The following is a 13,584-nucleotide window of genomic DNA, read 5'->3' on the forward strand; positions in this document are numbered from 1 at the left end:
AAATTCGAATGACGGAACTGCGTCTTAACGATCCCACGTTGCTTGCCGAAAAGGCGCGGGTCGGGTCCAGATGGATTTATGCTTCAGACGTTGAGCGCGCGATTGACGTGATAAACCCGGCGACGGGTGAGTTGATCGGGCGTGTGCCCAATCTGGGTGCTGCCGAGACGGTCGAGGCGATTGCCGATGCGCAGCGCGCGCAGAAAGACTGGGCCAAACGTACCGCGAAAGAGCGCAGCCAAATCTTACGTCGCTGGTATGATCTGATGATGGAAAACCAGGATGATCTGGGTGCCATTCTAACCGCCGAACAGGGTAAGCCTTTGGCCGAAGCGAAGGGCGAGATCGCCTATGGCGCCAGCTTCATCGAGTGGTTCGCCGAAGAGGCCCGCCGGGTCTACGGGGATGTCACACCTAGCCATGCGCCGGACAAGCGGATCATTACTGTCAAGCAACCCATAGGCGTTGTGGCCGCGATTACGCCGTGGAACTTTCCCAACGCCATGATCACCCGGAAGGCTGGACCGGCCTTTGCGGCGGGCTGTTCGATGGTGTTGAAACCCGCCAGCCAAACGCCGTTCTCGGCCATCGCTCTGGCCGTGCTCGCCGAACGAGCGGGGCTGCCCGCTGGTTTGTTCTCGGTCATCACCGGCTCAGCGCGGGAGATTGGTGGAGAGATGACCTCAAGCCCGATCGTGCAAAAGCTGACCTTCACTGGGTCGACTGAGATCGGCGCGATGCTCTATGCGCAATGCGCGCCAACGATCAAGAAGCTAGGGTTGGAGTTGGGTGGCAATGCGCCGTTCATTGTGTTCGACGATGCCGATCTGGATGCCGCCGTCGAAGGCGCTGTGATCGCGAAATTCCGCAACAATGGACAGACCTGCGTATGTGCAAACCGCATCTATGTGCAGGCCGGGGTCAACGACGCCTTTGCTGAAAAGCTGGCTGCAAAAGTAGCGACCCTGCCAACCGGCAATGGGTTTGATGAAGGTATCATCTTTGGCCCGCTGATCGATCAGGCTGCCGTGGACAAGGTCGTCGAACATATCGGTGACGCGACTTCGAAGGGGGCTAGGATCGCACTCGGGGGTAGACCCCACACACTTGGCGGCACCTTCTTTGAACCCACCATTCTGACCGATGTGACCTCGGATATGGCGGTGGCGACCGAAGAAACCTTTGGCCCCGTCGCTCCCTTGTTCAAATTCGAAAGCGAAAGCGAGGTTGTCGCCGCTTCCAATGATACCGAATTCGGCTTGGCTTCATATTTCTATTCCCGTGACATGGCGCGTGTCTGGCGCGTATCCGAGGCGTTGGAATACGGGATGGTCGGTGTGAACACAGGTCTGATCTCAACGGCAGAGGCTCCGTTCGGCGGTGTCAAAATGTCGGGTCTTGGACGCGAGGGATCTCGATATGGCCTCGATGATTTCATGGAGTTGAAGTACATCTGCATGAGCGGGATTTCCCCTTTTGAGGAGGCTTAGTGTATGAATTGGGACGAATTTTCTCACTGGGGGCAGCAAATCTCCAACTGGGCTGCTGACTACCACAAGACTCTGGCGGATCGTCCTGTTCGGGCGCAGACAGCGCCGGGGGAAATTGCTGCGCAGCTTGAGATCTCACCCCCGGAATCTGGTGAGCCGATGGAGGCCATCATGGCCGATTTCGAACGTATCGTGATGCCCGGGATCACTCACTGGCAGCACCCTCGGTTCTTTGCGTATTTCCCGGCGAATGCCGCCCCGCCTTCGATGCTGGCTGAGATGCTGGTGACCACTATCGCTGCGCAATGCATGCTCTGGCAAACCGCACCCGCAGCGACTGAGGTCGAAGGCGTTATGGTGGACTGGTTGCGACAAGCCCTCGGTCTGCCAAATGGTATGACCGGTGTCATTCAGGACAGCGCGTCTTCGGCGACTTTGTCTGCGGTACTGACGATGCGCGAACGCGCTACTGGGTACACAGGTAATCGCCAGGGGCTGAACAGCAAAGGGGCGCTGCGGATTTATTGCTCAGACCAGGTACATTCCTCGATTGACCGTTCTTGTTGGGTTGCTGGAATCGGCCAGGATAACTTGATCAAGCTGCCAACACAGGGACCGACCTACGCGATTGACGCCGTCGCGCTTGAGGCCGCTATCCGCGATGACATCAAAGTCGGTCATGTGCCAGCCGGGATCATTGCGATCACAGGCGGTACAGGCGTTGGGGCCTGTGATGATTTGGAAGTTGTGGCAAACATCGCGCAGAAATACGACCTTTACACCCATCTGGATGCGGCTTGGGCCGGGTCGGCAATGATTTGCCCGGAGTTCCGCAAAGAGCTTTGGCCTGGGGCGGGGTGGTATGACAGCATCGTTTTCAACCCACACAAATGGATGGGCGCTCAATTCGATTGCGCCATCCAGTTTCTGCGTGACGCCACACCGCAGCTCAACACGCTGAAGATCGAACCTGAATACCTCAAGACAACCGGTGCCGAGGTGACCAATTATTCGGAATGGACGATCCCGTTGGGACGTCGGTTCCGTGCGCTGAAGATTTGGTTCCTGTTGCGCTCTTACGGGTTGGACGGTCTGCGTAAACGAATCCGAAATCACGTCGTTTGGGCCAATGAGGTTGCAGAGAAAATTGGCGCGATGGAGGGGTTCGAGATCACGACCGGGCCGATACTCAGCCTGTTTTCCTTCCGCTGCCCGGGTGACGATGCGATGCAGCAGCGTCTGGTTGATGCGCTGAATGATGACGGCCGGATTTATCTGACCCAGGGCATGTTTGATGGTCGCAAGATCATTCGTTTTCAGGTCGGACAATTCGATACAACACGCGACGATGTGCTGATGGCAGCAGACGTTATTCGTGAGGTTTGGGAGACACTTAAATGAAATTCGCAACCTTCTCCGCCGATGGGCAGACTTACTTTGGTGCGATCACGGATGTCGGCGCAATTGCGTTGAATGATGCTTTCCCAGATCACGCGAGCCTTTTTGAGGTGATCGCTGCTGGTGTGTTTGATCAACTGGCATCAGTCGCCGAAGGAAAGGACGTGACCCACACGGATTTCACCTACGAGATGGTGATGCCCGATGTCCGCCGCATCCTGTGCGTCGGCGTTAACTTCCCGGACCGCAACGCCGAGTACAATGACGGCAGCGCGCAGCCTAAATACATGTCGCTCTTCCCACGTTTCGCAAGCGGCTTCACCGGCCATGACCGCCCTCTGATCCGTCCGCCGGAAAACCACACATTGGACTACGAAGGCGAAGTGGCGATTGTCATCGGCAAGACTGGACGTCGGATTTCACAAGAGGACGCCTACGACCATATCGCAGCCCTGACGCTGTGTAATGAGGGTACGATCCGTGACTGGGTGCGCCACGCCAAGTTCAACGTCACGCAAGGCAAGAATTGGGATAATACGGGTGCTATCGGCCCGTGGCTGGTGCCGTTCACCAACGCCGCGCAACTGGATGATGCCCGTATTCAGACCCACGTGAACGGCGAGTTGCGCCAGGATGATACCCTGAACCGCATGATGTTCCCGATCCGGCGCGAGATCGAATACATCTCGACCTTCATGACCCTGCAGCCGGGCGACATCATCGTCACCGGCACGCCGACCGGGGCAGGGGCGCGGTTTGATCCACCGAAATACCTGGCTCCGGGTGACGTGGTTGAGGTGTCCGTCGAGGGCATAGGTACGCTGCGCAACACAGTCGAGGACGAACAGCAATGACGCCCGAAGATCATGCCCGCGCAGCTGCTGATCTGCTGAGCGCGGAACGGACTGGAGAGCAGATTGGCCTGCTAACACTGCGCCACCCCGAGATGGGCATGGACGACGCCTACGAGGTGCAAAACGCCATCTATCGCCAGAAACTAGCCGAGGGGCGCAAGGTGATTGGCTGGAAGATCGGTTTGACCTCGAAAGCGATGCAATATGCGCTGAACATCGACATTCCGGACAGTGGCATCCTGTTTGACGACATGACCTTTGAACACGGCGGAACGGTTCCGGCGGGTCGTTTCATCCAACCACGGATCGAGGCCGAGATCGCCTTTGTGATGAAGTCGGCCGTCGGAGGGGAGAACGTCACGCGCGAGGATATCATCGCTGCCACAGACTATGTAGCGCCCTCCATTGAAATCCTCGACACACGTATTCACCGTGTGGATCCCGCGTCCGGCAAAGCTCGCACAGTATTCGACACGATCAGCGACAATGCCGCCAATGCAGGTATCGTGCTGGGCGCGGACCGGCACGCCGTGGATGCTTTTGATCTCCGCTGGGTCGGTGCGCTGACCTTCCGCAATGGTGAAATCGAGGAAACCGGCCTAGGTGCGGGCGTTCTGAACGATCCGGTCGAAAGCGTTATCTGGCTGGCCCGCCGCATGGCGCAATACGGACAATACATCGAACCCGGTCAAATCATCCTGTCCGGCAGCTTTATCCGCCCGGTCGAGTGCCCGTCGGGTACTGAAATCCATGCCGATTTCGGGCCATTTGGCTCGGTCGGTATCAATTTCGCCTGAAAGGAAAGCCGCATATGCCTGCGCCAAAGAATACGTTCAAAGCCGCTCTCAAGGCGGGGCAGCCGCAGATCGGCTGCTGGATCGGGATGGCCAACGCCTATACGGCCGAGATCGCAGCAACCGCGCAGTTCGACTGGCTGCTGGTTGACGGTGAACACGCGCCGAATGATCTGCGCTCGATCCTCGAACAGGTGCAGGTGATCGAAGGATCAGGTAGCACTCCGGTCGCGCGCCTGCCGATAGGCGAAACCTGGATGATTAAGCAGTATTTGGACGCGGGCGTGCAGAACCTTCTGGTGCCCATGGTCGAAAGCGGGGATCACGCGCGTGAGCTGGTTCGGGCAGTGCAATACCCACCGCATGGCGTGCGGGGCGTGGGATCGGCACTGGCGCGGGCCTCGCGGTTTTCAGCCATCCCGGACTACCTGAAAACGGCGGACGAACAGATTTGCCTGCTGGTTCAGGTCGAAAGCCAAAAAGGTATGGCTGCGCTGGACGATATTCTGTCCACCGATGTGGATGGGGTGTTCATCGGCCCATCCGATCTGGCCGCCGATATGGGCCATCTCGGTAATGCCGGTCACCCCGACGTTGTTGCAGCCGTTTTGGACGCGCTGGCTCGCATCGTGGCGGCTGGTAAGGCGGCGGGTATCCTGACCCTTGATCCGACAATGCAACGCAAATGCCTGGATCTGGGGGCCACTTTTTTGGCCACCAATATCGACGTGACCCTATTTGCAACAGCAATGCGCAACGCCGCCGATGTCGGGCTGGGCCTGTTGCCGGATCAGACTGCCTCGGGCGTTGCGGAAACCGCTTCTGCCAGCAAGTATCTGCAGCAACTGTGTAAACACTGGTCGCACAAGGCCGAGGTGTTTTTTGACGAAACGAAGGGAAGCGTGGCCTTCGCGGATGGTGACAGCGTGACCCTTGAAGCGAATGACGACAGGCTGACAATTAACGCTGCGACCGGCCCGCGCGGGGACTTGGGGCAGTGGAAAGGCGTGATCGAAGCCCATCTGGTGCGTTTTGCCTTTCGGGAAGAGCTCCGCATCGAATGGTCTGAGTAAGAGCGCCAAAAAATGCCAGAACCTATCTATGCCATTGGTGACATCCACGGTCAGTTGCACATGCTAGAGGACGCGCTGGCCCGCATCGAAAAGGACGGTGGGCCTGATGCGCAAATCGTCTTTATCGGTGATTACACGGATCGCGGCGCCCACAGTCGACAGGTTCTTGACCTTTTGGTGAAAGGACAGTCCGAAGGCAGAAACTGGACATTCCTGCGCGGCAACCACGATCAGATGTGCGCAATGTTTCTTGAGGACTACCCGCGAAACGACGCGCGTCTATTGGTCGGGTATCATTGGCTGCATCCCCGGATAGGAGGTGTTGAAACGTTGAACTCCTACGGCGTTAAGGTTAGCGAAGGGGATCGAATATATCAGGTCCATGCTCAGGCCAAAGTCGCCGTGCCGCAGGCCCATATCGATTTTCTGGCAGGTCTGTTGCCCTACTACCTGTGCAACGACGTTTTGTTGGTCCATGCAGGCATACGGCCCGGTATTCCCTTGCAACGTCAGGACCCCGACGACCTGATCTGGATCCGCGAAGAGTTTCTGGACTATCCGGACCCTCACCCATGGCTGGTTGTTCACGGCCATACCCACGTCGCCAGTCCTGAACACCATGGAAACCGTGTGAACATCGATACCGGGGCGGGATATGGCAAATCGCTGACGGCTGCGGTTTTCGAAGGATCGAAGTGTTGGCTGTTGCACGACGAGGGGCGTAAGCCCCTGACCTATAGTGGCTCTTCATAGCTTTCGGTAATCCAGAAGGTCTTGTCAGAAGAACTTTGCTTGAGCAGTGCAGGGCGGTTGCATAGCATTTAGGAATGACTAAACCGGCCTCCTTCAAGTACTTCCAAACCAGCCCCGAGATCATCCGCCTGGCGGTGATGCTGTACATCCGTTTCCCGCTCTCGTTTCGGAGTATTTAGGACTTGTTGCACGAGCGAGGCATCGACGTGAGTCATGAAGCTGTCCGGTATTGGTGGAACAGGTTTGGCCCAATGTTTGCTGCTGGGATCAGACAGAAGCTTTTTCAGCAGCTACGCGCACTATCCAAATGGAAGTGGCACGTAGACGAGGTTTTCGTGAAGGTGAATGGCAAGCGGCACTATCTTTGGCGGGCTGTTGATCATGAATGCGAGGTGCTGGAAGCTGTTGTTACCAAACACCGAAACAAGGCTGCAGCACTGAAATTCCTCAAGAAGTTTGTGAAGCGACACGGCAAAGCGGAAACCGTCGTCACGGATCGCTTCGCGTCATACCAGGCCGCGCTCAGAGAGCTTGGTGCTACGGAAAAACAACAGACGGGCAGGTGGCTCAACAACCGAGTCGAGAATTCACACCTCCCGTTTCGACGGCATGAACGCGCCATACAACGGTTCAGGCGCATGCCAAGTTTGTAGAAGTTCGCCTCCGTCCATTCCTGGGTCTACAATCACTTCAACCAGGAAAGATCGCTCACCCGCCGGGACACCTTCAAGCCGACACGCACTGCCGCTCTTGCCGAGTGGCGTCAAATTTGTTCCGGATAGGTTCGCGGTTTCCGCGGCACACTGAGACTGGTTCGAGTTTGTCGGACAGCAACCAATTGAGATCATCTATGAGGCTCGGCGGTTAGTCAGCCGTAGTTAAGCGGGTGATTAGGGCAGCGCCTGCAAGTTTGTCGGTGCAGCTGTTGCTTCGGCAAACCACGTTTGTTTGGCGGTCTCCGGACCGTCGCGGCGCGTTAAAAACTTGACTAAATCGGCAGTTTGAGAGAACCTAAGACCGTTAAAGTAAACGCATTTGGTTTACAAAATAAGGATTGTGACATGTACCATGCAGTCAAGTCCCAGAGCATCCGGAAGCTCCTTGTTGTTGAGGGCCCGTCGCTGATAATTTCGGTTGCCATCGCAAACACGTTTTACAAGTTTGGTTCTTTTCTTCTGGAACTTCTGGCCTTTCTTCCGACCTGGTTTGTGGTGAGCTTCTTGATCTCACAATTGCTGACACGGTTGCAGCCAGAGAACAGATCCTAAGCCTGCGCGGGGCCGCGAAGAATATATAGTATCAAAGACTTTGGGGTTGACCGGTCAGCAAGCCGGGAAACCAGTAGAGATATTGAAACGACCGCTGTTTGTTTTTCGTCGACAGCAAGGCAAGCCCTAGTTTCGGGCGCTTGAACATTTGTACTGAACAAAAGAGGGGAGCGTGATGAATTGGATACCACAAGGACCGCGACCCGCTACGGATGGCCAGTCTGAAGCTGTTGCCGACAACGAAATCGTAGGGGCCGTAAATGCCGTGGCTCCACATCCGGCTGACAGCGACATCCTCTATATTGGTGCCGTGAACGGAGGCGTATGGCGTACACGGAACGCGCTGGACGCACAGCCAGACTGGGTTAGTCTGATGCCAAACGAAGACTCTCTTTCGATCGGAGCCCTTTGTCTGGATCGCAACGATCCGACAGTGCAGACACTCGTCGCCGGCACCGGGCGCTTCAGTAGCATGCGCCGTGTCGGCGGGGCGTTGTTGGGCGTTATGCTGTCTGAAGATGATGGTGCCAGCTGGAGCATTCTGGACAATGGCGGGCTGTTTCGCGCCCTACATATCAGGGCAATTCACGCCGCCGGAGATGTGATTATTCTTGCGGGAAACGGTGGGCGGGCTTCTTTGGCGGATGGAGTTTACCGTTCGGATGACAAGGGTCAGAGCTTCACTCATCTGTCGCCCGCCTCTCTGCAAACAGGTCCGTCATTCGCGGTCGCGGCATCTCCGGTTGATGCGGATTTGGTCTATGTGCACGCTGGCAGGGCGATCTTTGTGACATCTGACGGTGGCGTGTCGTGGGCAAAAATCAGTTCCAGCGTCATGGAGTCGTTCCTATTCAGTCCAACCAGTGTGCGCATAGCACCTGGGCCAGGCGATACGGTCTTTGTTGCGATTGCGGTGAATGGCCGGCTTGCAGCATTGTTCCACTCGGCTGACCGGGGAGCTAACTGGTCCAATCTGGATCTACCTACGACAACCGAAGGCGGCGGCAATACCTTTGGCCTGCATCCGGGCGGACAGGCAGGTATCCACTTTTCGATGGCAGCTGACCTGCAGGATGCCAACATTGTGTATATCGGAGGTGACCGGCAACCTTCGTTTGATGAGAACGCACCACCGGGGCTTGCCTTGCCGCAGTTTCCCAACTCGATTGGCGCACAAACCTTTTCGGGCCGTCTGTTCCGTGTCGATGCGAGCCAGCCGACCGGAGCACAAGCCAGCCCGATCACGCATCAGAACACCAATGCAAACAGCGCGCCGCATGCGGATTCCCGAACCATGGCCATAGCGAGCAACGGCGATCTGATCGAAGGCGATGACGGTGGTGTTTACCGCCGCACAGATCCGCATTCGAACCTTGGTGACTGGGTAACGATGATAGGGTCGCTGCAGAACACGGAATTTCATTCCGCCGCCTGGGATCCGGCGACACAGGTCGCGTTGGGCGGCGCACAGGACAACGGAACGCTGCGCCAACCCGGTTCTGGAACCGAAAGATGGCCGACTGTGATGGGTGGAGATGGCGGTGTCGTGGCAATTGCACCTGACACCACGAACGGCGGATCGGTCCGCTATTTCAGTTTTCAGTTTTTGGGAAATGCGCATAGGCAGTTCTTTGATGCAAACGGGGTTTCGCTGGGGTTCCAGCGGCTTCAGCTGTTTGAGGTTGGAACGACGATGTCGCTTTCGCCTCAGTTCTATTCTCCGATCCAAACGAACCCGGGCGACCCTTTGCGTCTGGTCATTTGCGGAGCTAATGCCGTTTGGGAATCTTTTGACCGGGGTGATACTTTGCGTCTGGTCGGGCCGATCGGAGTTCAGGCGAATGCGGCGGCGTCAGTGGCTTATGGAGGTATAAACGACGCGGATGTGCTGTATGTCGGCGCAGGTTTGGATGTCTTCGTCCGGACCGGTCCTGCGCCAGCACAACTGCAGCAAACGACCAGGTTCAGTAACGGAGAGGACGTGACCGCTGTGGCATTGGACGCAGGCACGCCAACCACTGCATTCGCGACTCTGTTCAACAGCGTTCATCAGACAGTCGATTCGGGCCAGACTTGGGTGGACATAACCGACAACCTGCTGGCCGCCGGCGGTCGTACCATTCGATCGGTTGTCTGGTGCGGAAACTTTGGAAATGGCCATCTGGTCGTGGGGACTAATGCAGGCATCTATGCTGCCGAGGCTCCGAATTTAACCGGGTGGTTTCGTTTGGCGGCCGATTTGCCTGCGGTGCCGGTCATGCAACTGCAATATGATGACGCCAATCAAGTGCTGCTTGCCGCGACACTTGGTAGAGGGGCTTGGACCCTCGATCTGTCGCAACCGCTGATCGCCCTGAACCCCGCGGCCAACACCGTGCAACCCAGCTGAGAGGAGGCGAAGAGGATTATGACTACAAGCATCGAACTCAGCTCTGGCATTGTCATCGATACCGAGGGCGGACGGGCCTATGTCATGGCCCCCCAAGGCGGCGTGACAGCAATATCACTGCAGGACGGGGCCAAAATCTGGCATTCCGAAAACGCAGATAAGCCGTTGCTGTTGAAAGAGAACCTTCTTCTCAGCCAGGCATTGCCGAAAGATACGGGCAACGGTGTCGCGATCCGCATGTTGCGGATCGATGACAAAGGGGCCGTGCAAAGCGAAAGCACGGTGCCACTGCCTGCCGGCGTACAATCAAGTCTCGCCGCGACGACCGACCGCGGTTTCAGCGTTTCGGCAGAGCCCATGGACGGCGAAGCCGTATTGCGCTGGGAATACCGTGAGCGGCCCCTGCGCGGGCTTGCGAGCGGCCATGACGAAATGCTGCCCGACGAAATTCTGCCCGGAATGGGTCCTCCGACCGGAGCGCTGGGAGCATTTCCAGGCGCAACCCCTGCCGAGGCGCAAGATGAAGAGACTGTAATCCGGGGGCAGGTCCGGTTGTCGCCGCAGGACGGAACAGTGCGCCCGATGGTCGAACCGACCGTCGAACGTGCGCTTCCCACCGTACCTCAGTTTTCGATCCGCCGTCCTGGTGCGGCTGGACAGCCAGCGGAAGAAAGCACAGCACCCAACCCTCTGCAGTTCCAGTCTGCTGACGGAATGACCTGGTTGGAAAGCGCACCTTTGGAAGGCGAAGGTATCTGGACAGTTTATCGCTGGAACCTGCACAACATTGGCCGCACCGAAGTTCTTGGGTCGGTTGACCTACCGGTTAGTTTTTCACCCTTTGTCGTATCCGATGGCAAGCTGTTTGTTGAACTGCAGCCATACGCACGTTTGCAGGATGGCGAACTTTCGGAAGAACCGATGCAATTGCGTGCATACGATCTTGAGACCGGAGAAAGGCTGTGGTCGGCTGAAATCAGGGATATCTACGCAGTTCCGGCTCCGCCGCCCTAAATCGGTTTTCTAGAACAGTTGAATGCTCGTTACCTGAGGATCAGATCGATGACCGAGCGCGGAGCTTCAAATAGCGAAACGCATTCGCGCACGAACGCTTCGCGCGCCGAGGCGTCGGCGCGGCCGCTCCTCAAACCGGCCGCTGCTTCGTCATAGCGCTCACGTTCTTCGGCGGCTTCAAGAATCGCGCGGGTCAATTCGATCTCGCGCTGCATGATCCGATCACCACCATATTGTGGGATGCGCCATGCGAAGAAGGGTTGCGTCCGTGAACGCAGGGCTGTGCGGCGCCAAAGACTTGGCGGTATCAGGTTCGGATGTTCGACGGAGCTCGCCAGAAGCTTCAACCAACTGTGTGACAGCATTGGCGGAAATTTTATCGTGTTCATTCCTCTGCCCAGACCGCGCAGAGCGACAATGTCTGGGTGCTGGTCGCCGAAAATACGTGCGATGTTTTCGACAACTTCGCGATACAGACTGTCGTTATAGTCAACCGGGCGCGGTATGCTGGCGGCCGAACTCTTTTCTTTGAGAAGTAACAACAGATGGGCCCCATACAGGCCGAGCATCGGGTTTTCAAACTTTCCGCCCACGTATCGCAGCAATTCGTTTGTCGCCGTCGACCTTTCATCCGCCAGCGCGAGCCGTGCCGCATCCGTCAGTCGGGCCATTTCGTCACCCATAAACATCCGGTCGCGAGAGAGGTGAATCGAAATATCCACAAGTCGTTTATTTACGTTCGTAACGGTGCCTTCGATATTTTCGATCGGCGGCTCATAAAGGGCGAATACATGGGTGCGCCAGCCGGGCAGGATGGTAATCATCTGCTCGATTTTGCTTTCGCCATCGGACAAAGACAGGGAATACATACCGGGTGCCGCGTTCAAAGATGCACCGGAATATCGGTCCGATGACAAATCACCCGAGAACCAAGTCGCTTCGGGTGCTATTCGGGGTCCTGCATGGGTGGGACCCGTTTGGTCGCCCTCTTCTGTGGACAGGTCCAGAGGCAGTAGGCCCCGGCCACCACCGGTACGTAGGCTTGCCCCTTCAGCCGGATTGTCCAGATTCATTGGCCCAAAATCGCTCCAAGGTGTCCACCAACGGGCCATGAAGACAAAAGATCCGCTGTGGACAGGCGCGCGCCGCCGACCCAAAGACAGGGCAATGGCAGGGGCTGCGTCAACAATGCCCTGTTCCGGCGGCGCAGCCTGTTCGGCTGCATACATATGAGTTTCGTGTGTCCGGTTCGTGCTGGCCAATGGGGCCGCAGATCCAAATTCGATCTTTGGTACGTCGAGAATGGTATCCTCACGCAGAACAATGACTCGTTGCCATTCACTCCTGCCTGAAACTGCGCGCACCTTGTAAATGCCGGCCAGCAGATCCTGATCCAGCCGTCGGGCCCCGCGTCCGCGCAAGGCGAAATCCGCAGCAATCACGAAGATTTCGGTGGTTTCATCTGCAGCGCGTACACTCAGTTTGGGCATTGCTCTTACTCTGCTCTCTGCAAATCAATCTCGGTTTCTGCGCCGGTAAATTCAAATGCGCGTTCCCACCCGGTGCCGTCGGAAAGCACGTACAAACCCGGTGAAAGATCCAGAGTGATGCTATCTTCAATGGCATCTATCTGCGCCTCTTCTTTAAGTTTGGCATTTTCCAGAATCAGTGTTTTGCCGACCACCGGGCCGGGCAGTAAGATCTGGACGAATTTCTGAAAAGGCGGGGCGTTTTTGACCAGTATGACCGAGTCAAACGGACCAAAATCGGGCTCTGTCGAAACCAGAGGGTGCTGACGTTGATCGTCTGTCATCAGTTTTTGCATCGTTGCAATCAGATAGTCGCGCAGGCTTTCACTGGTGATAACCCGGTTGCCCTGCCCGTCGTCCACCGCTGCAGCACCGTCCAGCGCCATCTTCAAAGCATAGGAAAAAGCACCGTGGTCCTTGCCGTTTTCCATTTTGCGTTCAACAGCGCGTCCTGCAAAACGCGCCGCATAAATCCCTAATGCCTGGATATTGTGGCTGGCCCGGTCTACCTCACGCCGCCAATGTATCGGCGCCGGCGAGGCTAGCCGCCCTTGATCCATACACGCGTCATAAAACAGGATGCATTCCTTGAACCGGGCGGCATCCATGAACCAGTGAAAATAGTCGGTGACAAACAAGTTGGTGAGGTTGTCCGGCGTCGCGTCGGCGAGGTAGAGCCCGCCTTCGGTCCGTCGTCTGCCATATCCATGACCGCTAACATAAATATACAGCCTTTCTTTCGCGGGCGCTTCCTTGGCGACCTTTATCAGGTCGTCAAGCTTATTGGTAAGGTCCGCCAGAGCGGGGCCAATTGGACCAGCGGCCGGGAAATCGTCTGATGTTACGTCAAAGATGTGAGCATCCGGTATCCCCTGAGATTTCAGCCACTGGATAAATGTTGTGGCATCATTGACGGGGCCTTTGAGATCCCGCGAACCCGAAGAAGCATTGCCTCCAAAACTGGGATAACGCTTGATCGCAATTACCAGAGCCATGGCATTTTGCGGCATCTTCCGTTGGCC

At 56.8% G+C, this 13,584-nt stretch carries 10 protein-coding genes and 1 pseudogene; 9 read left to right on the forward strand and 2 right to left on the reverse strand.

Annotation, left to right across the window (positions count from 1 at the left end; all coding sequences use genetic code 11):
- Positions 1–8: 8 nt before the first annotated feature.
- The 9 genes and pseudogenes from ACR0KL_RS03815 to ACR0KL_RS03855 all read left to right on the forward strand — a co-directional run bounded on the left by ACR0KL_RS03815 (position 9) and on the right by ACR0KL_RS03855 (position 11,033).
- Positions 9–1,490, forward strand: a complete 1,482-nt coding sequence (locus ACR0KL_RS03815; RefSeq protein ID WP_480776649.1) for an NAD-dependent succinate-semialdehyde dehydrogenase — start codon at positions 9–11, stop codon at positions 1,488–1,490.
- 3 nt (positions 1,491–1,493) lie between these two features.
- Positions 1,494–2,891 carry a pyridoxal-dependent decarboxylase gene (locus ACR0KL_RS03820; protein ID WP_170677331.1) on the forward strand — a complete coding sequence of 466 codons (1,398 nt, stop codon included), beginning with the start codon at positions 1,494–1,496 and terminating at the stop codon, positions 2,889–2,891.
- Entirely contained in the window at positions 2,888–3,742 is an 855-nt protein-coding gene (locus tag ACR0KL_RS03825) for a fumarylacetoacetate hydrolase family protein (protein ID WP_170677333.1), read from the forward strand. The genes ACR0KL_RS03820 and ACR0KL_RS03825 overlap by 4 nt, the downstream gene beginning before the upstream one ends.
- Positions 3,739–4,539 (forward strand): 2-oxo-hept-4-ene-1,7-dioate hydratase, encoded by an 801-nt coding sequence (gene hpaH / locus ACR0KL_RS03830; protein ID WP_170677335.1) that lies wholly within the window; start codon positions 3,739–3,741, stop codon positions 4,537–4,539. Before ACR0KL_RS03825 ends, hpaH begins: the two co-directional genes overlap by 4 nt.
- 14 nt (positions 4,540–4,553) lie before the next feature.
- Positions 4,554–5,609 (forward strand): aldolase/citrate lyase family protein, encoded by a 1,056-nt coding sequence (locus ACR0KL_RS03835; protein WP_170677337.1) that lies wholly within the window; start codon positions 4,554–4,556, stop codon positions 5,607–5,609.
- A gap of 12 nt (positions 5,610–5,621) precedes the next feature.
- Positions 5,622–6,362: a metallophosphoesterase family protein gene (locus tag ACR0KL_RS03840; protein ID WP_170677339.1), complete on the forward strand. Its 741-nt coding sequence runs from the start codon at positions 5,622–5,624 to the stop codon at positions 6,360–6,362.
- A gap of 74 nt (positions 6,363–6,436) precedes the next feature.
- Positions 6,437–7,144 (forward strand): annotated as a pseudogene (locus tag ACR0KL_RS03845) (IS6 family transposase).
- Between the two features lie 661 nt (positions 7,145–7,805).
- Positions 7,806–10,019 (forward strand): hypothetical protein, encoded by a 2,214-nt coding sequence (locus tag ACR0KL_RS03850; RefSeq protein WP_170677341.1) that lies wholly within the window; start codon positions 7,806–7,808, stop codon positions 10,017–10,019.
- Between the two features lie 18 nt (positions 10,020–10,037).
- Positions 10,038–11,033: a PQQ-like beta-propeller repeat protein gene (locus tag ACR0KL_RS03855; RefSeq protein WP_170665473.1), complete on the forward strand. Its 996-nt coding sequence runs from the start codon at positions 10,038–10,040 to the stop codon at positions 11,031–11,033.
- Between the two features lie 29 nt (positions 11,034–11,062).
- Here ACR0KL_RS03855 and ACR0KL_RS03860 read toward each other — a convergent pair whose 3' ends face one another.
- Together ACR0KL_RS03860 and ACR0KL_RS03865 are read right to left on the reverse strand one after the other, a co-directional pair.
- On the reverse strand, positions 11,063–12,523 hold the full coding sequence (locus ACR0KL_RS03860) for a hypothetical protein (RefSeq protein WP_170677344.1): 1,461 nt from the start codon (positions 12,521–12,523) through the stop codon (positions 11,063–11,065).
- 5 nt (positions 12,524–12,528) lie between these two features.
- A complete protein-coding gene (locus ACR0KL_RS03865) occupies positions 12,529–13,572 on the reverse strand; it encodes a caspase family protein (RefSeq protein WP_170677346.1) in 1,044 nt (347 codons plus the stop codon).
- Positions 13,573–13,584: the final 12 nt, after the last annotated feature.

Source organism: Ruegeria sp. C8 (assembly GCF_056537565.1).